18 protein-coding genes are annotated in these 22,785 nt (G+C 63.4%); 7 read left to right on the forward strand and 11 right to left on the reverse strand.

What is annotated here, in order from left to right; genetic code table 11:
* Positions 1-296 precede the first annotated feature (296 nt).
* From ACVWVY_RS31970 to ACVWVY_RS31980, 3 genes are all read left to right on the forward strand, one after another.
* On the forward strand, positions 297-3,434 hold the full coding sequence (locus ACVWVY_RS31970; RefSeq protein WP_456630115.1) for a tetratricopeptide repeat protein: 3,138 nt from the start codon (positions 297-299) through the stop codon (positions 3,432-3,434).
* 275 nt (positions 3,435-3,709) lie between these two features.
* Entirely contained in the window at positions 3,710-4,180 is a 471-nt protein-coding gene (locus ACVWVY_RS31975; protein WP_456630116.1) for a phasin family protein, read from the forward strand.
* Between the two features lie 124 nt (positions 4,181-4,304).
* On the forward strand, positions 4,305-4,526 hold the full coding sequence (locus ACVWVY_RS31980; RefSeq protein WP_456630117.1) for a hypothetical protein: 222 nt from the start codon (positions 4,305-4,307) through the stop codon (positions 4,524-4,526).
* A gap of 23 nt (positions 4,527-4,549) precedes the next feature.
* On the opposite strand, the gene ACVWVY_RS31985 is transcribed toward ACVWVY_RS31980, so the two are convergent.
* From ACVWVY_RS31985 to ACVWVY_RS31995, 3 genes are all read right to left on the reverse strand, one after another.
* A complete protein-coding gene (locus tag ACVWVY_RS31985) occupies positions 4,550-5,365 on the reverse strand; it encodes a Crp/Fnr family transcriptional regulator (protein WP_456632358.1) in 816 nt (271 codons plus the stop codon).
* 211 nt (positions 5,366-5,576) lie between these two features.
* Positions 5,577-6,266 carry an RlmE family RNA methyltransferase gene (locus tag ACVWVY_RS31990; RefSeq protein WP_456630118.1) on the reverse strand — a complete coding sequence of 230 codons (690 nt, stop codon included), beginning with the start codon at positions 6,264-6,266 and terminating at the stop codon, positions 5,577-5,579.
* Positions 6,267-6,425: 159 nt separating this feature from the next.
* Positions 6,426-7,469 carry a Ppx/GppA phosphatase family protein gene (locus ACVWVY_RS31995; RefSeq protein ID WP_456630119.1) on the reverse strand — a complete coding sequence of 348 codons (1,044 nt, stop codon included), beginning with the start codon at positions 7,467-7,469 and terminating at the stop codon, positions 6,426-6,428.
* A 208-nt stretch (positions 7,470-7,677) separates the two neighbouring features.
* Between ACVWVY_RS31995 and ACVWVY_RS32000 the strand changes: the two genes are divergently transcribed.
* The gene (locus ACVWVY_RS32000; protein WP_456630120.1) at positions 7,678-10,050 is read left to right on the forward strand and encodes a xanthine dehydrogenase family protein molybdopterin-binding subunit; all 2,373 of its coding nucleotides are present in this window, start codon (positions 7,678-7,680) and stop codon (positions 10,048-10,050) included.
* Positions 10,051-10,223: 173 nt separating this feature from the next.
* Here ACVWVY_RS32000 and ACVWVY_RS32005 read toward each other — a convergent pair whose 3' ends face one another.
* Positions 10,224-11,018 (reverse strand): hypothetical protein, encoded by a 795-nt coding sequence (locus ACVWVY_RS32005; RefSeq protein WP_456630121.1) that lies wholly within the window; start codon positions 11,016-11,018, stop codon positions 10,224-10,226.
* Positions 11,019-11,186: 168 nt separating this feature from the next.
* Between ACVWVY_RS32005 and ACVWVY_RS32010 the strand changes: the two genes are divergently transcribed.
* From ACVWVY_RS32010 to ACVWVY_RS32020, 3 genes are all read left to right on the forward strand, one after another.
* A complete protein-coding gene (locus ACVWVY_RS32010; RefSeq protein ID WP_456632359.1) occupies positions 11,187-11,666 on the forward strand; it encodes a YaiI/YqxD family protein in 480 nt (159 codons plus the stop codon).
* Positions 11,667-11,669: 3 nt separating this feature from the next.
* Positions 11,670-13,478 carry an ABC-F family ATP-binding cassette domain-containing protein gene (locus ACVWVY_RS32015; RefSeq protein ID WP_456630122.1) on the forward strand — a complete coding sequence of 603 codons (1,809 nt, stop codon included), beginning with the start codon at positions 11,670-11,672 and terminating at the stop codon, positions 13,476-13,478.
* 178 nt (positions 13,479-13,656) lie between these two features.
* Complete coding sequence (locus ACVWVY_RS32020; protein ID WP_456630123.1) at positions 13,657-14,739, forward strand: D-TA family PLP-dependent enzyme; 1,083 nt, start codon at positions 13,657-13,659, stop codon at positions 14,737-14,739.
* Between the two features lie 86 nt (positions 14,740-14,825).
* On the opposite strand, the gene ACVWVY_RS32025 is transcribed toward ACVWVY_RS32020, so the two are convergent.
* The 7 genes from ACVWVY_RS32025 to ACVWVY_RS32055 all read right to left on the reverse strand — a co-directional run bounded on the left by ACVWVY_RS32025 (position 14,826) and on the right by ACVWVY_RS32055 (position 22,712).
* On the reverse strand, positions 14,826-16,058 hold the full coding sequence (locus ACVWVY_RS32025) for a TIGR03862 family flavoprotein (protein ID WP_456630124.1): 1,233 nt from the start codon (positions 16,056-16,058) through the stop codon (positions 14,826-14,828).
* 133 nt (positions 16,059-16,191) lie between these two features.
* Positions 16,192-17,109 (reverse strand): SDR family NAD(P)-dependent oxidoreductase, encoded by a 918-nt coding sequence (locus ACVWVY_RS32030; protein ID WP_456630125.1) that lies wholly within the window; start codon positions 17,107-17,109, stop codon positions 16,192-16,194.
* A gap of 233 nt (positions 17,110-17,342) precedes the next feature.
* Positions 17,343-17,822, reverse strand: coding sequence for a MaoC family dehydratase (locus tag ACVWVY_RS32035; protein WP_456630126.1), 480 nt, complete (start codon positions 17,820-17,822; stop codon positions 17,343-17,345).
* Between the two features lie 3 nt (positions 17,823-17,825).
* Entirely contained in the window at positions 17,826-19,556 is a 1,731-nt protein-coding gene (locus ACVWVY_RS32040; RefSeq protein ID WP_456630127.1) for an AMP-binding protein, read from the reverse strand.
* Positions 19,557-19,566: 10 nt separating this feature from the next.
* On the reverse strand, positions 19,567-20,454 hold the full coding sequence (mmsB, locus tag ACVWVY_RS32045; protein ID WP_456630128.1) for a 3-hydroxyisobutyrate dehydrogenase: 888 nt from the start codon (positions 20,452-20,454) through the stop codon (positions 19,567-19,569).
* A gap of 33 nt (positions 20,455-20,487) precedes the next feature.
* Positions 20,488-21,570, reverse strand: a complete 1,083-nt coding sequence (locus ACVWVY_RS32050; RefSeq protein ID WP_456630129.1) for an enoyl-CoA hydratase/isomerase family protein — start codon at positions 21,568-21,570, stop codon at positions 20,488-20,490.
* Positions 21,567-22,712 (reverse strand): isobutyryl-CoA dehydrogenase, encoded by a 1,146-nt coding sequence (locus tag ACVWVY_RS32055; protein WP_456630130.1) that lies wholly within the window; start codon positions 22,710-22,712, stop codon positions 21,567-21,569. The genes ACVWVY_RS32050 and ACVWVY_RS32055 overlap by 4 nt, the downstream gene beginning before the upstream one ends.
* Positions 22,713-22,785 lie beyond the last annotated feature (73 nt).

Below are 22,785 nucleotides of genomic sequence, written 5' to 3' on the forward strand. Positions count from 1 at the left end.
GGCGCAGCATCACCATTTCGTCGGTCCTAATGCGGCGTGGTGTTTGTGCATGAACATGGAAGGTGACATGGCGTTTTGGTGTGCTGCGGTCGCTCCCATTCTTTGAAACGCATTGTCTTCGTAAAGGCCGCCAGCGAAGGCACCGAGGATGAGCGGGATCAGCGGCTGGGCTGATGCGCTGGGCGCGAGGGGCCGGCCACCTATCATTTTCGACAGTCGTTTTTGCCGGGAGATTCCGGTAGGATCCCCCATTAGCGCTACGCCCGATCTTCTTGCACAGGTATTTGGTAAGAACGATGCGAGCCTTTTTTGCTGCCATTGCTTTCATCGTGTGCGGCTCGCTTGCCGAGCCCGGGTTCGCCGCGAGCCAAAAAGACCAGCGGGACTGCGATCAGGACGAGCGCGACGACCTCCGGATCGCCGGCTGCACCCGCGTCATCAACGCCAGGGATGGCTCTGTCCGGAGCATTGCGGAGGCCTACAACCAGCGCGGCATTGCCTGGAAAAAAAAGGGCGAGATCGACAAGGCGATTGCCGATTACAGCCAGTCGATCCGCACCGACCCGAAGCTCAGCGCCCCCTGGCACAACCGGGCGCAACTATTCCTGTCCCGCAGCGAGTATGACAAGGCCATCGCCGACTACAATGAGGCGATCAAGCTCGACCCCAACTACGCGCCCTCGTTCAAGGGACGCGCCGATTGCTGGGACTACAAGAAAGAGCATGACAAGGCGATCGCCGACTACAGCCAGGCTATCCGGCTCGATCCCAAGGATCCGTATGGCTTCAGCGGCCGGGCCGACGCCTATAACAGCAGGAAGGAATATGATCGCGCCATCGCCGACTATAGCGAAGCGATCCGCCTCGATCCCAAGTTCAAGACCGCTTACAACAGCCGCGGCAACGCCTACGAAAACAAGGGCGACTATGACGGGGCCATTGCCGACTACAACAAGGCGATCAGCCTCGATATAAAATATGTAACCGCCATCAGAAACCGCGGCGACGCCTGGAGCAAGAAGGGCGACAACGATCGCGCCATCGCCGACTACGACGTCGCCATCCGGATCGATCCAAAGGACGCCGCCTCCCGCAAGAGTCGCGGCGACGCCTGGAGCAACAAGAAGGAATACGACCGGGCGATCTTGGACTATGACGCCGCCATCCAGCTCGATCCGGATTCCGGAACCAACTACGTCGCGCGTGCCAATGCCCTCGACAGCAAGGGCGAGCATGCCCGGGCCATTGCCGACTACAGCAAGGCGATCAGCCTCGACAAGACACTCGACGCGGCGTTTCACGGACGTGGCGGCGCCTATCGGAGTAAATTTGAACTGGATCTGGCGATCGCCGACCTCACGGAAGCCATTCGCCTCGACCCGGAATATGCGGGCTCCCATTCCCAGAGGGGCCTCTCGTGGCAGGGAAAGGGCGATTATGTGCGCGCCCTCGCCGACTTCACCGAAGCCATCCGCCTCGAACCCGCCAATGCGGACAGATATATCGAGCGGGGCGACGCGCTGAACAACAACGGTCAGTACGATCGCGCCATGGCCGACTTCGAGAAGGCGATGGTCCTCGATCCCAAGAACGCGGGCGCCTATACCGGCCGGGCCAACGTCTGGGAGAACATGGGCGACCGTGCTCGCGCCATCGCCGACCACAGCGAAGCCATTCGCCGCGATCCCAAGGAGGCCGGTCGATATGCCGGACGTGCCATTGCCTACAGAAATGGCGGCGAGTGGGACCGCGCGATCGCCGATTTCAGCGAGGCCATCCGCCTCGATCCGAAAGAACCCGGCCGATATGCCGGCCGTGCCGACGTCTGGGAGGATAAGAGCGAGTATGATCGCGCTTTGGCGGATTACGACAAGGCGACCAGCCTCAACCCGCGTTATGCCGCCGCGTATAGCGGGCGTTCATCCGTCTGGAGAAATCGCCGTCAACTCGACCGGGCCCTGACCGAAATCAGGGAAGCGTTGCGCCTCGAGCCGAAGAACTCCAGCTTCATGACCTCGCTTGGCAATATCTATCTCGAGATGGATGATGTCGACCTCGCCATTGCGACCTACGGCGAGGCACTCGCGCTCGACCCGACCAACGCGGCCGCCTTTGGCGTCCGCGGCATCGCCTATCAGAAGATCGGCAACTATGACCACGCGATGGCCGACTATGATCAGGCCGTTCGCCTCGACCCAAAACTGAACAAGACTTTTTCGAGCCGCGGCGAACTCTGGCGCCAGAAGGGCGATCTGGTACGCGCGCTCAAGGACATCGATCACTCGATCAAGCTCAATCCCGGCGACGATCTCGGCCATCTCTATCGCGGCGACACGCTGCGCTACAAAGGTGATTTCGCAGCGGCGCTGGCTACCTACGACGTGATCTTGAAGCGTACGCCGCAGGACATTGCGATGCTGACAAGCATCGGCCTGACCTACGAGAAAATGGGCGATCTGGCGCGCGCCCGCGATGCGTTCCAGAAAGCCGTCACTTCCAAATCGGAGGACCGCGCCAACATCAGCAGGTCGAGCCTGGAGACCGCGCGGGCCCGCCTCGCCGCACTCGATTCCGGCGCCCTGCAGCCTGCGATTCCGGCAGCCCCCTCGAAGGCCGCCTCCGCGACATCGATCCCGACGCCCGCGGCGATTGTACCCGCCGTTGCAGCGGGTACGGCAGCCCAGCAAGGGCGGCGGATCGCCCTCGTGATCGGCAACTCCGGCTACAAGCATGTGCCCGCGCTCGCCAACCCGAAGCGCGATGCCGAGGCAATCGCGGCGTCGCTTCGCGCGGTCGGCTTCGAGGAGGTGACGTTGGTCAGTGACTCCGACCGCGGCCGCCTGCTCGATACGCTCAAGACATTCGCCAACAATGCCGAAAAGGCCGACTGGGCCGTGGTGTACTACGCCGGTCACGGCATGGAGGTGAGCGGCGTCAATTACCTGATCCCGATCGAAGCAAAGGTCGCGGTCGATCGCGACGTTCAATACGAGGCGGTGCCGCTCGATCAGGTTATGACCGCGGTCGAAGGCGCCAAAAAACTCAGGCTGGTCCTGCTCGACGCCTGCCGCGACAATCCGTTCGCTTCCCAGATGCAAAAGACGGCCGCCGTGCAGCCGCTGGCCTCCGCCGCCAAGGGCAGCGGCGGCACCCGCACGCGGTCGGTCAGCCGCGGCCTCAGCGAGGTCAAGGTGTCAGGCGCGACGCTGGTGGTCTATGCAGCCAAGCACGGACAGACCGCGCTCGACGGTGAAGGCGGCAACAGCCCGTTTGCGGTCGCGTTCGCGCAGCGCATCGCGACGCCCAATGTCGAGATCAACAAGCTGTTCCGCCTGGTTCGCGACGACGTGATGGAAGCGACGGCGGGACGGCAGGAACCCTACACCTATGGATCGCTGCCCGGCCGGGAGGATTTTTTCTTTCTGGCGAAGTGATTGCACGCAAGGCGAGGACGTATTTCTCCCCGGTCATTGCGAGCCAACGGGTCGCGCGAACGCGCGCCGGATGACAGGCTCCGCGAAGTAATCCATGGCGGCGCGCAGCGCATTCCGCGCCGCAAAAAGAATCTGGCGTGAGAGTCAGCAAGCGAACGGAAGCTTCCGCAAACGTCAGCCACATCTGGTTAGACACGGGGCCATTCCATGTCGGGAACCCCATGACGAGGGAATTCATCCGTTAAATTCAGTTTCAATTGAAAGGACGAAGACGCGTGAATCAAGCCAATACGAAAGAAACGAACACCGATCCGAAAGCCAGCACCGACGCGAAGCCGTCAGCCATGCCGTTCCTTGCCGTGCCGGGCATTTTTAGTGGGCTCGCCGAGCAGAACATGACCCGGGCAAAGGAAAACATCGAGAAGATGAAGACGGCCTCGGGAGCCATCAACGACGCTCTCCTGCAAGCCTATTCCGCCAACGCAAAGGGAGCTGCGAACTACGCCGCCAAGGTCATCGAGTTCTCCGGCACCAATACCAGGTCCGCCTTTGACTTTCTCGCCCAACTCCTGGGCATGAAGTCGCCCTCGGAAATCCTGCAGCTCTCCGCCGCGCATGGCAGCAAGAACATCGCAGCTACAGCCGCGCAGGGCCGGGAACTTTGGGAGCTCACGCGCAAGGTCGCGAGCGAGGCGGCCGATCCAATCAAGAAAAGCTTTGCCAGCGCGCTGCAGAAGGCGGCCTAGTTCCTAGTCGAACCTTTTGCAGCCCGCCGGGATCGGCTGGAACAAGCGCTCCCCGTAAGAAGGGCGCGTTCCAGCCGGTGGCGAAGCAACTTGCCGCCGGCACAAAAAATCCAGGAGGAGCAATATGGGCGTGGTCATGATCAAATGCCCCGGGACCGGGCAAGCTATCCCGACAGGCATGAAAGTCGACGGGGAGAGGTTTCGGTGCAGCCCGGTGTTTTTCGCACGCACCTTTTGCTCGATCTGCCAGGCCGATCACGAATGGTTTGCCCGGGAGGCCTGGGTTCATGAGCCGGAAGAGAAATGGCGCATACACGAGGCCGCATTCGCCCTGCAATCGGCGTAGAGCCGTTGAGCCGCTGCATCCGGTCAATGGCCCCGTGGCCGTTGGCTGGTCACTCCCTGCGTCGTCGTGCGCCGCCGCACTTCGTGCACATTGGTAAACAGGGGAACTTCAGCCCCAGGCGATGGCTCCATCTCCTCCGTCATGATGATACGATCAATTCTGCGGCGCATGAGCTGGTAGCATTCGCATGCCGCCGCTTCGAGCCGCGGCCTGTCAATCTGGATCGAGCTGCGAGCATTGGATCGGATTGCACCGGAATCGCGAAGCTTGGAAATGACCTGCGTCACCGTCGTCCGCCGCACGCCGAGAAATTCCGCAAGCGTCTCCTGGGTCAGCGGCAGCACGTCTCCGTCAGCCCGATCGCGCACCTGCAGCAACCACCTCGCCAGACGTGCCTCGACCGAGTGCAGCGCATTGCAGGCCGCGACGTGCTGGAATTGCGCCATCAGTGACCTATTGAGGGTCTGAACCGCGCCGTTCAAGGCTATGCTGCGGCCGAGCGCGGCATGAAATCGTGGTGGCGAAATTTGCAATGCCAGGCCCGCCACCCGCACCACCGCTGTCAGCGGAGATCGGGTGGGCCCCAATGTCGACAGGACGCCCACGGCTCCCTCATTGCCGACAATGGCGGTCGCGACCGTTTGGCCGTTTGGCATGTCCATGATGAAGGCGATCAGGCCGCTAAGGGGAAAATAGAGCCGTTCGATTGGATCGCCGGACCGCACCAGCACGGCGTCCCGTTCAAGCTCAACCAACCGGAAATGACGCACAAGCAAATTAAGGTCTGCTGTCGGCAACGCAGCTAACAGTCGATTACCAACTCTGGCCCTCTGCTCCATCACGGGAACACTCCTTCCCAGACGGAGGCGCGGCTCGCTGCAGAATTCCCGATAGTTCAGGGCTACATGCGGATAAACAGACCGCGCCGGACCCGCAGAATACGCCCGAGAGGGGATAGTTCCAACGGGATTCGCTCAGCGCTTTGTGACTACCCCTCACCCCGCTACCGTGGGAGGCGCTGTCCAGTCATCGCATCGTGAAGGTTGCGCTTCACAGCTGATTGCGGTGCCCGCGAAATCCCATCGCCAGCACGTAGCGCTCCGACGAGTCCTGCCGGCTGGAGGCCGGCTTGACGTGACGGACGCTGGCGAAATCGCGTTTCAATTGCGCGACCAGCTCGGCATCGGCGCCGCTCTGAAAGGCCTTGGCCAGAAACGTTCCGCCGGGATTGAGCACGTCAGCTGCAAACGCCGCCGCGGTTTCGATCAGGCCGACGATGCGCAACTGATCCGTCTTGCGGTGACCGGTGGTGTTGGGCGCCATGTCGGACATCACGACGTCGGCGCGCCCGCCCATCATGGCGATCAGTTTCTCGGGCGCGTCCTCGGCCAGGAAGTCGAGCTGCGCGAAGTTGACGCCGGGGACCTCCGGCATCTCCAGGAGATCGATCGCCACCACCTTGCCCTTGCCGTTGACCGCGCCGACGCGCTTCGCCGCGATCTGGCTCCAGCCGCCGGGGGCGGCGCCGAGATCGACCACGGAGATGCCATGCTTGAGAAAACGATGCTTGTCGTCGATCTCGATCAGCTTGTAGGCCGCGCGCGAGCGGTAGCCGTCCCGCTTGGCTTGCGCCACATAGGGATCGTTGAGCTGCCGCTCCAGCCAGAGTTTCGATGACAGCTTGCGCTTGCCACCGCTCTTGACCGTGACGTGCAATCGTCCGGTGGTGTCTTTTGCCATGTCGGTTGGTGCCTTGAAATGTCGGACGCGATCTATAGCGTTTTCGAGCGAAGTGGACACCAGTTCGCGTAAAGAAAACGCATTAAACAAAAAACCAGAGCCCGGTTCTGATTCAAATCAGAACCGAAAAGGCTCTAGCACATCACGCCACGCGGCGCATTAGCACGCCCTGAACGCGCCGTCCTCGCGCATCATCTCGACCAGCATGCCCTCGCGCAGGCCGCGGTCGGCGACGCGCAGCCGCGGCAACGGAAAGGCATCGCGGATCGCATCCAGAATGGCACAGCCGGCCAGCACCAGATCGGCACGCTCGACACTGATGCAATTATTGTTGGCGCGCTCCTGATAGCTCATGTCGCGCAGCCGCTGGATCACCGTGGTGACGTCGGACCCGTTCATCCAGATGCCATCGATGCGGCGGCGGTCGTAGCGCGCCAGATTGAGATGGACCCCGGCGAGCGTCGTCACGGTGCCGGAGGTGCCCAGCATATGCATGTCGCGCAAATCCGCGCCGTGCTCGGCGGCGAACGGCGCCACATATTGCGCGACTTCGCGCACCATCCGCGCATAGGATTCGGTCGTGACGTCACGTCCGCCGAAATGCTCGGCCAACGTGACCACGCCGAGCGGGATCGACATCCACGCCTTGATCCGCGGCGGCGCGTTCTGCTCGGCGGGATCGCGCTCGATCCGGACCAGCTCGGTCGAGCCGCCACCGATGTCGAACAGGATGGCGCCCCGCCCTTTTACGTCGAGCAGCGGCGAGCAGCCGATCACGGCAAGCGTCGCTTCGGTCTCGCGATCGATCACCTCAAGCCGGATGCCGGTCTCGCTCGCGACCCGGGCGCGAAAGCTGTCGGCATTGGCGGCGGCGCGGCAGGCCTCGGTTGCGATCAGCCGCAGGCGGTGAGCCTTGCGGTAGCGGATCTTGTCGCTGCAGATGCTCAGCGCCGCGATGGCCCGGTCGATCGCCGCCTCGCTGATGGAACCGGTCGCGGAAATACCTTCGCCCAGCCGGATGATCCGCGAAAACGAATCCACCACGCGAAAACTGTCGCCAACCGGACTGGCAATCAAAAGCCGGCAATTATTGGTGCCAAGGTCGAGCGCGGCATAGACACCGTTTGCCGTGGCCGCCGCAACCGATCCTGACGGGCTTGCGCAGGCCCCAAGACCTTCGCGCAGCCGCGTATCGTCATTCATCAAAACTGTCTTTCCGCGGGCCGCTCCCGGACCGCCGAAGAAAATTACCGTTCACGGAAACTTTAGCAGCGCCAAGGGGCTACGCAACAACCCATCACATAGAACTATGCCCAATCAGGCGTTGTCGGACGTGATGCAGTGCGTTATCTGACCGGAACCCCGCGGAACCCAAGAAACCCAAGAAAATCCAGCATTTCAGGTGCTTTCGATGCAAGATCACACGTCGCCCCCCGCTTTGGACAACGCTATCGCACTGCAAAAATACGGTGTGGGGCAGCCTGTGCGCCGCAAGGAAGACGACACGCTGGTCCGCGGCAAGGGCAAATACACCGACGATTTCACCCTGCCCGGCCAGGCCTATTGCTGGATGGTGCGCTCCAGCCATGCCCACGGGATCATCAAGGGGATCGGCACGGCCGCCGCCAAGGCGATGCCGGGCGTGCTCGGCGTCTGGACCGGCAAGGATCTCGAGGCGGCCGGTTACAACCCCTTCACCTGCGGCCTGCCCTTGAAGAGCCGGGACGGCTCGCCGCTGCTGCAGACCAACCGAAGGGCGCTGGCGACCGACAAGGTGCGCTTTGTCGGCGACCCCATCGCCTTCGTGGTCGCGGAAACGTTGGCGCAGGCGCGCGACGCGGCGGAGGCCGTCGAACTCGACATCGAGCCGCTGGCCGCTGTGACCGATGCCGCGGAAGCCGCCAAGCCCGGTGCACCGCAGCTCTATGATCACATCCCCAACAACGTCGCACTCGATTATCACTATGGCGACAGCGCCAAGATCGACGCGGCGTTTGCCACGGCTGCGCATGTGACAAAACTCGACATCGTGAACACCCGCGTCGCCGTGGTGTCGATGGAGCCGCGCGTGGCGCTGGCCGCCTTCGACAAGGCGGCCGAACGCTTCACCCTGCAGGTGGCGACGCAGGGCGTCTCCGGCAACAAGGTGACGCTGGCAAAAATCCTCAACGTGCCGAACGACAAGGTCCGCATTCTGACCGCCAATGTCGGCGGCTCCTTCGGCATGAAGAACGTCAACTATCCCGAATACACCTGCATCCTGCACGCGGCCAAGGCGCTGGACCGCCCGGTGAAATGGACCGACGAGCGCTCGACCAGCTTCCTCTCGGACAGCCATGGCCGCGCGCAGCTCATTCACGCCGAACTGGCGCTGGACGCCGAGGGCAAATTCCTCGCAGTGCGCTTGCAGGGTTACGGCAATCTCGGTGCCTACATCACCGGTGTCGCTCCGGGGCCGCTGTCGCTCAACACCGGCAAGAATCTTGCGAGCGTTTACCGCACGCCGCTGCTCGGGGTCGACATAAAGACGGTTTTGACCAACACCACGCTGATGGGCGCCTATCGCGGCGCCGGCCGGCCTGAGGCCAACTACTACATGGAGCGGCTGATCGACCGCGCCGCCGACGAGATGGGCATCAATCGCCTTACCCTGCGCAAGCGCAATTTCATCAAGCCGTCGCAACTGCCGTTCGCAGCCTCCTCCGGCGTCACCTATGACAGCGGCGATTTCGCAGGGGTCTTCAACAAGGCGCTGGAGATTTCCGACCACGCCAATTTTGCCAAGCGCAAAAAGGAGAGCAAGAAGAGCGGCAAGCTGCGCGGCATCGCGGTCGGCTCCTATCTGGAAGTGACCGCGCCGCCGAGCGGCGAACTCGGCAAGATCACCTTCGAGCCGGATGGTTCGGTGAAGCTGACGACCGGCACGCTCGATTACGGCCAGGGCCACGCCACGCCGTTCGCGCAGGTGCTGTCGGCGCAGCTCGGCGTCCCCTTCGAAAAGATCACCATGGAGCAGAACGACAGCGATCTCGTCCGCTTCGGCAACGGCACCGGCGGCTCGCGTTCGATCACGGCGACGGGTCAGGCGATCGTGGAAGCCAGCGCGCTCGTAATCGCAAAGGGCAAGCAGGCCGCCGCGCATCTGATGGAGGCGTCCGAAGGCGATATCGAATTCGCACAAGGCCGCTTCACCATCGCCGGCACCGACCGTTCGATCGGCATCATGGAGCTGGCGCAGCGCGTGCGCGAAGGCAAGATGCCCGAGGGCGTGCCGCTATCGCTCGACGTCGACCACGCCACCAAGGACACGCCGTCCACCTTCCCCAATGGCTGCCATGTCGCGGAAGTGGAAATCGATCCCGAGACAGGCGTGACGCGGATCGTGCGCTATTTCGCCGTCAATGATTTCGGCACCGTGGTCAATCCGATGATCGTCGCCGGCCAGTTGCATGGCGGCGTCGCGCAAGGTATCGGCCAGGCGCTGATGGAGGAAGTCAGCTACGATTCAAGCGGCCAGCCGATCACCGGTTCGTTCATGGATTATGCCCTTCCGCGCGCGGAAGACATCCCGCCGATGGAAGTCGGCGACCATCCCTCGCCGGCAAAATCCAATCCACTGGGCACAAAAGGCTGCGGCGAGGCCGGCTGCGCCGGCAGCCTCGTCTGCGTCGTCAACGCGGTGGTGGACGCGCTGTCGGAATACGGCATCACCCATATCGACATGCCGCTGACGCCGGAACGGGTGTGGCGGGCCATCCAGGATGCGAAGGCGAAGGCGGCGTAAGGCGATTGAACGTCGCCCGCCAAAAACACAGTCGTCATCGCCCGGCCTTGTGCGCAATTGCGCACTGGGACCGGGCGACCCAGTATTCCAGAGACGTCAGCGATAGAACCGAGAAGCCGCGGCGTACTGGATTCCCCGCCTTCGCGGGGAATGACAGCGCGAGGCGTTGCGTCCTACGCCGCCGCCTGTTCGCGTGGCTGGTAGATCGCGACGTGATGGCAATGCGCCAGTGGCGTCTGGCCGTTGCCGACGACCAGCGCGTCGAGTTCGACGAAGCGGTGGCCCTTCTTGTCGTAATTGTCGACCACTTTTGCGCGGGCGGTGATGACGTCGCCGGCCTTCGCAGCCGACAAGAGCTGCATGCGGCTGCCGACGTGAATCCAGGGCCCCAAAATGGCGTTGTCGACCAGTGCCCGGTTCATCACCCGTTGCAGCAGGCCGGGATGGCCGAGGCCCTCCTTCGCGTAGATCGGGTCGGCTTCCCTGATATTTCTGAGATATTCACTGGCCGCTCCGCCTGCCCAGTCAAGCGGCGCGGTGCCGAGCCATTTGCCGACTTCGTAGGAAGCGGCATTGACCGGCCTGCGCTCCGCGACCGCCGCAACTGCCTTGTAGTCTGCAATCGAAACAGCCGGCGCAGATGCCGGCAATGACGCGGTGCCGGTGGCGCAAAGCTCGCCGCGGCTGTGCACTTCTATCGAAAGCACGCCATTGCTTTCCTCCGCCGTCAGCTCCGCAAGTTCGCCGTCATAGACCGGCTTGACGAAACGGGCCTCGATCAGGCCGCGTTCGAGAAAGGCGCGGCCCCATTTTGCAACCGGCTGGTGCATCATGTAGGCCATCACATCGACGCCCGGGACCAGCCCGCCCGAGAATCCGAACCGCTTTGCCACGGTGTCGTCATGCATCTTGTTTTCGGATTGTTTGGCGGTGTTGTAGGCCTGAACGCAATACGGCTCGATGGTCATGCCGGTTTCCTCTTATTCTTGGTTGTTTTCAGCCATTTATCGTACGCAAAGAATGTACCGTGGCAAGCGTGTTCCACCGCCTGTTTTCCTCGCCTTCCGGCATCGAATAGGGTACGACGCGCGGGCAAGAACGCTCCCCGAATCTAACGCAGATTGCCTGAATTGAACTTGACCCGCATCTATGTCGATGCCGACGCCTGCCCGGTGAAGGACGAGATCTATCGCGTCGCGATCCGGCACGGCCTGCCGGTCAGCGTGGTCGCGGGCAATTTCATCCGCGTGCCGCAGGACCCGCTGATCGAGCGCATCGCAGCCGGCTCCGGAATGGATGCCGCCGACGACTGGATCGCGGAACGCGCCGGCAAAGGCGATATCGTCATCACCTCGGACATCCCGCTCGCCAGCCGCTGCGTGAAAGCGGGCGCCGAGGTGATCGCGCCGAACGGCAAGCCGTTCACCGAACAATCGATCGGCATGACGCTGGCGGTGCGCAACCTGATGACCGATCTGCGCTCGTCCGGTGAAGTCACCGGTGGTCCAAGGTCCTACTCCCCGCGCGATCGCTCGGCGTTCCTGTCGGCGCTCGACCAGACCATCCGACGCATCCAGCGCCAGCAGGCGCAACAGCCTGCGCCAAACCAGGATTGAACGATGGCGCCGCCGCTGATCCAGTTGAAAGATATCAGGCTGACCTTTGGCGGCACGCCGCTGTTGTCGGGCGTCGAGCTGTCGGTGTCGTCGGGCGAGCGCGTCTGCCTGATCGGCCGCAACGGCTCGGGCAAATCGACGCTGCTCAAGATTGCCGCCGGCCTTGTCGAGTCCGACGGCGGCAGCCGCTTCGTGCAGCCGGGTGCCACGATCCGCTATCTGCCGCAGGAGCCTGACTTCGGCGACCACAAGACGACGCTGGCCTATGTCGAGGCCGGCCTTGGCCCCGGCGACGATCACTATCAGGCGCGCTATCTGGTGGAGCAGCTCGGGCTCCATGGCGACGAAGACCCCGCGCATGTCTCCGGCGGCGAAGCCCGCCGCGCGGCGCTGGCACGGGTGCTGGCGCCCTCGCCCGATATCCTGCTGCTGGACGAGCCGACCAACCATCTCGATCTTCCCACCATCGAATGGCTGGAAGGCGAACTGGAAAGCCGCCGTTGCGCGCTCGTCATCATCAGCCACGACCGCCGCTTCCTCTCCAACCTGTCGCGCTCGACCGCCTGGCTCGACCGCGGCCAGATCAGGCAGATCGACCGCGGCTTCTCGGCGTTCGAGGCCTGGCGCGACGAGGTACTGGCAGAAGAAGAGCGCGACCAGCACAAGCTCGACCGCAAGATCGTCAACGAGGAACACTGGCTGCGCTACGGCGTCTCCGGCCGCCGCAAGCGCAACGTCAAGCGGCTCGGCAATCTGCACGCGCTGCGCGACCAGCGGCGCGATTACCGCGGCGCGACCGGCAATGCCAGCCTCGCGGCTGCCGAAGCCGACAAATCCGGCAAGCTCGTCATCGAGGCCAAGCACATCGGCAAGGCCTATGGCGACCGCAAGATCGTCGAGGATTTTTCGATCCGCGTTCAGCGCGGCGACCGCATCGGAATCGTCGGACCGAACGGCGCCGGCAAGACCACGCTGATCGACATGCTGACCGGCGGCAGCCCGCCCGACAGCGGCACCATCCGGCTCGGCGCCAACATCGAGATGGCGACGCTCGACCAGCACCGCGAAAGCCTCGACCCCAAGTCGACGCTGGCCGAAGCGCTGACCGGCGGACGTGGCGACCATGTCATGGTCGGCGGCAGGCCGAAGCATGTCGTCAGCTACATGAAGGACTTTCTGTTCGCGCAGGAGCAGATGCGCACGCCGCTGGAAGTGCTCTCCGGCGGCGAGCGCGGCCGGCTGATGCTGGCGCGTTCGCTGGCAAAACCCTCCAACCTTTTGGTGCTGGACGAACCGACCAACGACCTCGATCTCGAAACCCTCGACGTGCTCGAGGAGATGCTCGGCGACTACGAGGGCACGGTGATCCTGATCAGCCATGACCGCGATTTCCTCGATCGCGTGGTCACGTCGGTGATCGTGCCCGAGGGCGACGGCCGCTGGATCGAATATGCCGGCGGTTACAGCGACATGCTGGCGCAGCGCGGCGAGGATCTGACGCGTGAGGCGGCGAAGGCCATCGTCGAGGAAAAGAAGGAAGCCAGGCCGGCCGCGCCTTCGGCGGCATCAAAGCGCCGGCTGAACTTCAACGAGAAGCACGCGCTGGAAACCTTGCCGAAGACGATCACGAAATTGCAGGCCGCGATTGCGAAACAGCAAAAGCTGCTTGACGATCCCGACCTCTACACCAAGGATCGCAAGAAATTCGACGCGGCCTCCGCGGCGATCGCAACGGCGCAGGAAGAACTGGCTGCGGCCGAGGATCGGTGGCTGGAACTTGAAGTGTTGCGGGAAGAGATAGAACAGGCATAGACATTTCAACGTCATTGCCTGCGACAAACACGAAGCGTTTGCGCAAGGGAGCGAAGCGACGAAGCAATCGATCTATCCGTTATGCCGCACAATGGATTGCTTCGCGGAGCCTGTCATCGGGCGCGCGTTCGCGCGACCCGTTGGCTCGCAATGACGAGAGACAACCGGAGTTCACGTGATGACCACCCCCCTCGCCGCCAAGATCGCTCGTGAATACGGCACGCCATGCGCCGTGATCGACATGGACCGCGTCGAGCACAACATCGCGCGCGTCCAGGTGGCCTGCGATACCGCCGGCGTCGCCAACCGGCCGCATATCAAGACCCACAAGAGCCCGTTGCTCGCCCAGATGCAGGTCGCGGCCGGCGCGAAGGGCATCACCTGCCAGAAGATCGGCGAGGCCGAGGTGATGGCGGAAGCCGGCATCGACGACATCCTGATCAGCTACAATCTGATCGGCGAGGAGAAGATGGCGCGCCTCGCTGCGCTGCAGGCGAAGGCCAACATGACGGTTGCCGCCGACAATTCGACCGTGATCGCGGGCCTGCCGCAGGCCGCCGCCGCTTCAGGCCGCCCGCTCTCGGTGGTGGTCGAATGCGACACCGGGCGCAAGCGCGCCGGCGTCGAAACGCCCGGCGAGGCTATTGCGCTGGCCCGCGAGATCGCAGCCTCCAAGGGGCTAAGGTTTGCCGGCTTCATGCTGTATCCAACCGAAACCGGCTGGGCCGAGGCGCAGAAGTTTTACGACGAAGCGCTGGCCGGCATCCGCGCGCACGGGCTCGCCGCGTCAATGGTTTCAACCGGCGGTTCGCCGAACCTGAAGAATCTCGGAAAACTCAAGGGCGCGACCGAGCACCGGCCAGGCACCTATATCTACAACGACCGCATGCAGGTCGCGGCCGGCGTCGCCGAATGGGACGATTGTGCGCTGAATATCTATGCCACCGTCGTCAGCCGCGCCGGCCCGGATCGCGGCATTCTCGATGCCGGCTCCAAAACGCTGACCTCGGATCCCGGCGGCGGGCTAGACGGTTATGGACTGATCCTGGAGCACCCGGAGGCCAAGATCGCGCGCTTTGCGGAAGAGCACGGCTTTCTCGATCTGGCCCGCAGCAACACGCGGCCTGTCGTCGGCGACGTCGTGCGGATCGTGCCGAACCATGTCTGCGTCGTCGTCAACATGATGGACGAGGTGGTGATGGTGCGCGGTGACGAGATCATCGGCACGCTGCCGGTCGCGGCGCGGGGGAAGTTGCGTTGATCCGTAGGGTGGCAAAGCGTAGCGTGCCCACCATCACGAGCAGAGTGTGAAATGGTGGGCACGGCGCTATCGCGCCTTTGCCCACCCTACGATTCCGAGAGCCATTTCAGCGCACCCCGCCCCGCTGCCACGCCGGTCGCAAACGACGCCTGCAGCAGATAGCCGCCCGTCGGCGCTTCCCAGTCCAGCATCTCGCCCGCGACAAACACTCCGGGCAAACGCCCGAGCATGAATTCGGTATCGATTTCGTCAAACGCGATCCCGCCCGCAGTTGAAATCGCGCGCGCGATCGGGGCGACACCGGTGAGTTCGATCGGGACGGCATTGATGAGGTTTGCGAGATCGACCGGCGACATCGACGCCAGCGAAGCGCCGGATGCTTTGGCGGCCTCCTGCAACAGCCCGATTGCGACAGGTGACAGGTTTACGGCCTTGCGCAGAAAATTGGACAGCGATTGTTTGCCCTTTGGCACCGAGACCTTCGCGATCAGGTTTTTAATCTCGAGATCGGGCCGCAGCGCGATATGCAGGGTTGCCCGTCCCGCCCTGTCGATCGCCTCGCGCAATTCGGCAGACAGCGCGTAGACCGCGCCGCCCTCGATGCCGGTTCGGGTAACGACGGCTTCGCCGCGGACGCTGAGCTCACCGAATGTCAGCCCCACGCCCTTGAGCGGTTGTCCCTCGAAACGATCGCGAAAAATATCCGACCACGCCACGGTGAAGCCGGAATTGGCCGGTCGCAGCGGCGATATCTTCACGCCCTTCGCGGCAAGCGCTTCCGCCCATGCGCCGTCGGAGCCCAATCGCGGCCAGCTTGCGCCGCCGAGCGCCAATACCGTCGCGCTCGTCTCGACGAATTGCAGCCCATCCGGCGTTTGAAAACGGAGGCGGCCTTGATCGTCCCAGCCGGTCCAGCGGTGACGCAGCGTCAATTGCACGCCCATCGAATCCAACCGCCGCAGCCATGCCCGCAGCAAGGGCGACGCCTTGAAGGCTTTTGGAAACACCCTCCCGCTGGAGCCGACAAAGGTTTCCTGCCCCAGTGCTTCGCTCCAGTCGCGCAGGGCGCTCGGCGGGAATGCTTCGATGGCCGCTTTCAGATGCGGCGTCGCCTCGCGGTATCTCGCAAGGAACTGCGGCAATGGTTCGCTGTGCGTGAGGTTGAGCCCGCCTCTGCCCGCCATCAGGAATTTGCGGCCAGCCGACGGCATCGCGTCGTACACGGTGACGGTGGCACCGCCTTGCGCGAGCACTTCGGCCGCCGTCAGGCCGGCCGGGCCGGCACCGATGATGGCGACGTGTTTTGCAAGTGAAGACATGGCGGGAGTCTAGCCGGATCGACGGTTCGTAGGGTGGGCAAAGCGAAGCGTGCCCACCATTATTCACCGGCATCGCAGATGCATGGTGGGCACGGTGCGAAGTGCGCCTTTGCCCACCCTACGGGACCGTGCGCTACAGCTTGATCCCCGCCCTTGCTGCGGCCTGCGCGACGTATTTTTGCGTCTGCTCGAACGCGCCTTGTAGCGCCTTTGCCTTCGACACATCATCGATCTCGGCAAAATGCGCGGCGATGGCATCGGGGGTCCAGTCGGACTGGGCCAGATTGATGCCTTCGGTCTCGATGATCTTGATTACGGCGAACGAGCCCGCGCCGGCGCCCATGATGGTGCGGGTCGGCGCGTCCTCGCTGAGCAGGAATTCCACCGCCGGCGTGATCGCCTCGGGACGCATCAGGGCCAGCGCCTGCGGCGGCAACAGCTCCTCGGTCATCCGGGTCGCCGCCGTCGGCGAGATCGTGTTGACGCGGATGTTGTTCTTGCGGCCTTCCTCGGCCAGCACGTTCATCAGGCCGACCATGCCGGCTTTGGCCGCGCCGTAATTGGCCTGGCCGAAATTGCCGAACAGGCCGGACGACGAGGTCGTCAGCACGATGCGCCCATAGTTGCGCTCGCGCATACCATCCCACACCGCCTTGCAGCAGTAAAACGTGCCGACGAGATGGACATCGAGTACTTTGGCAAAGTCGGCGATGTCCATTTTTGCAAACGACTTGTCGCGGAGAATGCCAGCATTGGCGCACAGGAGATCAACGCTGCCCCATTCCTTCGTCGCCCGCTCGACCATCGCCGTGACTTGTCCGAACTTCGAGACGTCGGCGCCATCCGCCATCGCCGTGCCACCGGCTTTGCGGATTTCCTCGACCACGGTTTCGGCCGGGGTCAGCGACCCGCCGGTGCCGTCGCGCGCGCCGCCGAAATCGTTGACCACCACCTTGGCGCCGCGGCTTGCGAGCCCCAGCGCATGCGCCCGTCCCAGACCATTGCCCGCGCCGGTGACGATAGCGACACGTCCGTCAAACCTGATTGCCATGAGTGAAATTCCTGGTTTCTTCTTCCTTCTCCCCTTGTGGGAGAAGGTGGCGCGAAGCGCCGGATGAGGGGTTCTTTCGGCTGGCGTGCTTGCGGAGAGAACCCCTCACCCGTCGCCGAACTGCGTTCGGCGCCACCCTCTCCCACAAGGGGAGAGGGTAAAACCGAGCCCGCGTTTGACTGTTTTTGAGCAGCGATGGATTGCCGGGTCAAGCCCGGCAATGACAGGCAGTTCTAGTCGAAATAAATCAGCCCGATCCAGTCGGCGACCAAAGCGGGCTTATCCTCGCCCTCGATCTCGACGGTGACGTTGGTGCGCGATTGCAGCTCTTTCGGCTTGCGCAGCTTGGCCTCCATCAGCGTGAAGCGGCCGCGGACGCGGGAGCCGGCGCGGACCGGCGAGAGGAAGCGCAGCTTGTCAAAGCCGTAATTCACGCCCATCGCGGTGCCCTCGATGACCGGCATGACCTCATAGGACATGATGCTCAACAGGGACATGGTGAGAAAACCATGCGCGATGGTGTTGCCGAACGCGGTTTCCCTTTTTGCCCTTTCCGGGTCGACATGGATGAACTGATGATCCTCGATCACGTCGGCATAGACGTTGATCCGGCTCTGGTCGATCAGGTGCCAGGACGACACCCCGATCTCCTTGCCGACCATGGCCTGATAGGCCTCAAACGAGACCGGCGGCTTCTTCCAGACTTCATTCATTGATTAGCTCTCCAGCCCGGCGGTCCGCACCTTCTGCAGCTCCGGGAATTCGTCTTCGCGGAACTCCGCTCCGCGCAACGCATCGGCGCGGTTATTATCATGCTCGAGCCGGCGCAACTGGACGCGGCGGATCTTTCCGGAAATTGTCTTCGGCAGTTCCGTCACCAGCTCGATCTTGCGGATGCGCTTGAATGGGGCGAGCCGGGTGTGCAGATGCTTGAAGATCGAGAGTGCGGTCTCCGGCGAACGCTCCACGCCCGACACCAGCAGCACATAGGCCTTCGGGATCGCGAGGCGAATGGGATCGGGGCTCGGCACCACGGCGGCTTCCGCCACCGAGTCATGTTCCAGCAGCACGCTTTCCAGCTCGAACGGACTGATGCGGTAGTCGGACGATTTGAACACGTCGTCCGAGCGCCCGACGAAGGTCAGATAGCCCTCGTCATCGGCAAACACCACGTCGCCGCTGCGATAGAGATCGCCGTCGGCACCGCTCAGATTGCCGTCCTCGCCCTGATAGCCCTGCATCAGGCCGGCCGGGCGATCAGCGCCCAGCACCAGCGTCACCTCGCCCTCTTTGGTGATGTGGCCGTCATTATCGGTGATCTGCACGCGATAGCCCGGCAGCGGCCGACCCATGGAGCCGACTTTGACTTTCTGGCCCGGCGAATTGCCGGCGAGCGCGGTGGTCTCGGTCTGGCCGTAGCCGTCGCGGATGGTCAGGCCCCATGCCGCCTTCACCTGATCGATCACTTCGGGGTTGAGCGGCTCGCCGGCGCCACAGACCTCGCGCAGGCTGACCTTGAAGTCCGCGAGCTTCTCCTGAATGAACAATCTCCACACCGTCGGCGGCGCGCACAGCGTGGTGACGCCGCAGCGGCCGACGGTCGCAAGCAGCGCCTTGGCATCGAAGCGCGGCTGGTTGACCACGAACACGGTCGCCCCCGCATTCCACGGCGCGAAGAAGCAGCTCCAGGCATGCTTGGCCCAGCCCGGCGAGGAAATATTGAGATGGACGTCGCCCGGCTGCAGGCCTAGCCAAAACATCGTCGACAGCGCGCCGACGGGATAGCTGCGCTGGCTGTGCCGCACCAGCTTTGGTTTTGCGGTGGTGCCCGAGGTGAAATAGAGCAGCATCGGGTCGTCGGCGTTGGTGGACCCGTCAGGCGCAAAATTTTCCGACGCGCTCGCCGCCTGTTCGAACGGCAACCAGCCGTCATGCGTGGACGTGGCGCCTACCACGATGCGCACCAGATTTTCGCTGCCGAGGCCTGCGAACTTCGCCACCTGATCCTGTGACGCCACCACCGCCCTCGCCCGGCCGCGATCCAGCCGGTCGCGCAATTCGTCAGGGGTGAGCAGCGTGGTCGCGGGGATCACGACAACGCCGAGCTTCATCGCCGCCAGCATGGTCTCCCACAGCGGCACGACATTGCCGAGCAGCAGCAGCAAATGATCGCCGCGCTTCAGCCCTTGCGCGCGCAGGAAGTTTGCGACCTGATTGGAACGGGCCGACAAGGTCGCAAAGGAAAGTTTTGTTTCCTTGTGGCCAGCATCGACGATCCAGAGCGCGGTACGATCCCGGCTGTCGGGATTGCGCGCCAGTTCAGCATCGAACCAGTCGAGCGCCCAGTTGAAGGGAACAGCGTCCGGCCAGCGAAATCCCCTCACGGCCGCATCGTAATCGGTTCGATGCTTGAGCAGAAAGGCGCGTGCTTCCTGGAAAGTCGTCATCAGGTCTCCGTTACTTCCCGGCGAGGCTCCTAACGTGCTGGATAATACCGGAAAAATCCACCCCGCCATGGCCGGCGGCGTCGAACGCCTTGTAGAGCTCCTGCGCGTGCTTGCCCAGTGGCGTCGCGGCGCCGGCGGCGTTGGCCGCGTCCTGCGCCAGCGTCAGGTCCTTCACCATCAGCGCCGAGGCAAATCCCGGCTTGTAGCCGTTATTCGCCGGCGAGGCCGGCACCGGGCCCGGCACCGGGCAATAGGACGTCAGCGCCCAGCATTGCCCTGAGGAGGTCGAGGCGACGTCGAACAGCGCCTGATGCGACAGGCCGAGCTTTTCCGCCAGCGCAAAAGCCTCGCCGACCCCGATCATGGAAATGCCCAGGATCATGTTGTTGCAGATCTTGGCCGCCTGCCCCGCACCCGCGCCGCCGCAATGCACGAGCTTCTTGCCCATGTTCTCCAGCACCGGTTTTGCCGCCGCGAACGCCTTGTCCTCGCCGCCGCACATGAAGGTGAGCGTCGCTCCCTTGGCCCCGCCGGTTCCGCCCGACACAGGTGCGTCCACCGAAAGCATGCCACTTTTGGCGGCCAGCGCATGCGCCTGCTTGGCGCTTTCGACGTCGATGGTCGAGCAATCGATGATCAGCGTGCCCTTAGTCATCGCCGGGATGATTTCGTTCCAGACCGACAGCACATGCTTGCCCGCGGGCAGCATAGTGACGACCACGTCGGCGCCTTTGACGGAAGCCACCGAAGTCTCCGCGATGGCGGCACCGTCGGCCTTGGCCTGATCGCGCGAGGCCGCGACCAGATCGAACGCGGTGACCTTGTGGCCGGCCTTAACCAGATTGGCCGCCATCGGCCCGCCCATATTGCCGAGGCCAATGAATGCGATATTTGCCATCTCGAATCCTCCGCTTGTAACTTTTTATTTTGATCAGGTGAATTTCAGCTCGTCGGCGCCGATCTCTGCGAAGTAAGGCGCGACCATTTCCGGCGTCACGTCTTCGATTCGCGGCGGCGACCACTTTGGATTACGGTCCTTGTCGATCACGGCGGCGCGCACGCCCTCACGAAAATCGTCGCTGGCAAAGACTTCGAGCGCGGCGCGATATTCCCGCACCAGGCATTCCTCCAGCGAGCGGGCCTTGCGCGCCAGGCGAAGCAGTTTCAGGGTCACCACCATTCCGCGCGGCGATTTTTCGTTCAGCGTCTTCAATGCCGCCTGCGCAAAGTCCGAACCATCGCGCTGCAACGCCGCGACGATGTCTTCCATGCGATCATGGGAAAGCAACGCATCGATCTTCGCCTGCTGCGCTGCGACCGGCCCGGCCGTCTCTCCGGTCGAAAAGCCGTCGATCAGTTTCCTGATGTCGGCCGATGTCGTGCCGGGCCCTACCTTCGTCAACGCCTCGCGCAAGGCCGGCAGCTTTGATGACGGCACCACCGCATCGGCGAATTTGGCATGGATCGCGTCCGGGCCGTTCATGGTCTGGCCGGTCAGTCCGAAGTAAGTGCCGATCTCGCCCGGCGAACGCGACAACAGCCAGGTGCCTCCGACATCGGGGAAGAAGCCGAGGCCGACCTCCGGCATCGCAAGTTTTGTCTTCTCGGTCACGACGCGATGGCGGGAGTGCGCGGACAGCCCGACGCCGCCGCCCATCACGATGCCGTCCATGAAGGAGACATAGGGCTTCGGGAATTTCTTGATCCGGGCGTTGAGGATGTATTCCTCGCGCCACAAAATCTTGCCGAGATCGCCCTTCACTTTCGAGCTTTCCCAGAGCGCGCGGATATCACCGCCAGCGCAGAGGCCGCGCTCGCCCGCACCTTCCAGCAGGATCACGGCGACGGCCGGATCGGCTTCGAACGCATCGAGCGCCTTGTCGACGTCGCGAAACATCTCGAGCGTGACGGCGTTGATGGCTTTCGGCCGGTTGAGGCGGATCACGCCACAGCCGCCTTCGCGCCGCGCAATCAGGTCACCTTCGATGAGTGCGGCTGCGGCGGTCGCCGTCATCGTGCGCCCTCGATCAGCTTGCGCGACACGATCAGCCGCATGATTTCGTTGGTCCCTTCCAGGATCTGGTGCACGCGCAGATCGCGCACGATCTTCTCGATACCGTATTCGCTGAGGTAGCCGTAGCCGCCGTGCAGTTGCAGCGCCTGGTTGGCAACCTCGAATCCGACATCGGTACCAAACCGCTTGGCCATCGCGCAGAGCATGGTGGCGTCCGCATCCTTGCGGTCGAGCGCGGCGGCCGCGCGCCAGACAAAAGTCCGCGCCGCCTCCAGTTCGGTCGCCATGTCGGCGAGGCGAAACTGCAGCGCCTGGAACTCGTTGAGGCGTTTTCCAAAGGCGCTGCGTTCCTTCATGTAGGCCAGCGATTTTTCGAGCGCGCTTTGCGCGCCGCCGAGCGAACATGCCGCGATGTTGATGCGGCCGCCGTCGAGGCCTGCCATCGCGATCTTGAAGCCGATGCCCTCCTCGCCAAGTCTGTTTTCGACCGGTACGCGGGCATTCTCGAAAATCACGGCGCGGGTCGGCTGTGCGTTCCAGCCCATCTTGCGCTCGTTGGCGCCGAACGAGACGCCCGGCGTTTCGGCGTCGATCACCAGCGTCGAGATGCCGCCGGGACCGTCAGCACCGGTACGCACCATCACGACATAGAGATCGCCACCACCGGCACCGGAAATGAACTGCTTCTGGCCGTTGAGCACATAATGGTCGCCCTCGCGCACCGCGCGGGTGCGCAGCGCGGCGGCGTCCGATCCGGAGCCCGGCTCGGTCAGGCAGTAGCTCGCCAGCAGGTCCATGGTACAGAGCCTTGGCAGCCATTTCTGGCGCTGGGTGTCGTTGCCAAAGGCATCGATCATCCACGACGCCATGTTGTGGATCGAGATGAAGGCCGACACCGTCGGGCAACCCTGCGCCAGCGCCTCGAAGATCAGCGCGGCGTCAAAGCGGGTCATGGCGGAGCCGCCGACGTCGTCCTTGATGTAGATACCGCCGATGCCGAGGCTTGCGGCCTCGCGCATCACATCGACAGGGAAATGCTTCTCCTCGTCCCAGCGGAGTGCATGCGGCGCGATCTTCTCCGCGGCGAATTCGCGCGCCATGTCGCGAACCGCCACCTGGTCCTCATTGAGAGCGAAATGCATTCCGGGCTGCTCATTCTTGTCGTCATTGCGAGGAGCGAAGCGACGACGCAATCCATTCTTCCTTTTCGGGGCA

This window comes from Bradyrhizobium sp. URHC0002, assembly GCF_054059515.1.

Bases quoted from the DNA above. Each gene is read 5' to 3' on its own strand.
- ACVWVY_RS31970 (WP_456630115.1), top strand. From the start codon at position 297: ATGCGAGCCTTTTTTGCTGCCATTGCTTTCATCGTGTGCGGCTCGCTT.
- ACVWVY_RS31980 (WP_456630117.1), top strand. From the start codon at position 4,305: ATGGGCGTGGTCATGATCAAATGCCCCGGGACCGGGCAAGCTATCCCG.
- ACVWVY_RS31985 (WP_456632358.1), bottom strand. From the start codon at position 5,365: ATGGAGCAGAGGGCCAGAGTTGGTAATCGACTGTTAGCTGCGTTGCCG.
- ACVWVY_RS31990 (WP_456630118.1), bottom strand. From the start codon at position 6,266: ATGGCAAAAGACACCACCGGACGATTGCACGTCACGGTCAAGAGCGGT.
- ACVWVY_RS31995 (WP_456630119.1), bottom strand. From the start codon at position 7,469: ATGAATGACGATACGCGGCTGCGCGAAGGTCTTGGGGCCTGCGCAAGC.
- ACVWVY_RS32000 (WP_456630120.1), top strand. From the start codon at position 7,678: ATGCAAGATCACACGTCGCCCCCCGCTTTGGACAACGCTATCGCACTG.
- ACVWVY_RS32005 (WP_456630121.1), bottom strand. From the start codon at position 11,018: ATGACCATCGAGCCGTATTGCGTTCAGGCCTACAACACCGCCAAACAA.
- ACVWVY_RS32015 (WP_456630122.1), top strand. From the start codon at position 11,670: ATGGCGCCGCCGCTGATCCAGTTGAAAGATATCAGGCTGACCTTTGGC.
- ACVWVY_RS32020 (WP_456630123.1), top strand. From the start codon at position 13,657: ATGACCACCCCCCTCGCCGCCAAGATCGCTCGTGAATACGGCACGCCA.
- ACVWVY_RS32025 (WP_456630124.1), bottom strand. From the start codon at position 16,058: ATGTCTTCACTTGCAAAACACGTCGCCATCATCGGTGCCGGCCCGGCC.
- ACVWVY_RS32030 (WP_456630125.1), bottom strand. From the start codon at position 17,109: ATGGCAATCAGGTTTGACGGACGTGTCGCTATCGTCACCGGCGCGGGC.
- ACVWVY_RS32035 (WP_456630126.1), bottom strand. From the start codon at position 17,822: ATGAATGAAGTCTGGAAGAAGCCGCCGGTCTCGTTTGAGGCCTATCAG.
- ACVWVY_RS32040 (WP_456630127.1), bottom strand. From the start codon at position 19,556: ATGACGACTTTCCAGGAAGCACGCGCCTTTCTGCTCAAGCATCGAACC.
- mmsB (WP_456630128.1), bottom strand. From the start codon at position 20,454: ATGGCAAATATCGCATTCATTGGCCTCGGCAATATGGGCGGGCCGATG.
- ACVWVY_RS32050 (WP_456630129.1), bottom strand. From the start codon at position 21,570: ATGACGGCGACCGCCGCAGCCGCACTCATCGAAGGTGACCTGATTGCG.
- ACVWVY_RS32055 (WP_456630130.1), bottom strand. From the start codon at position 22,712: ATGCATTTCGCTCTCAATGAGGACCAGGTGGCGGTTCGCGACATGGCG.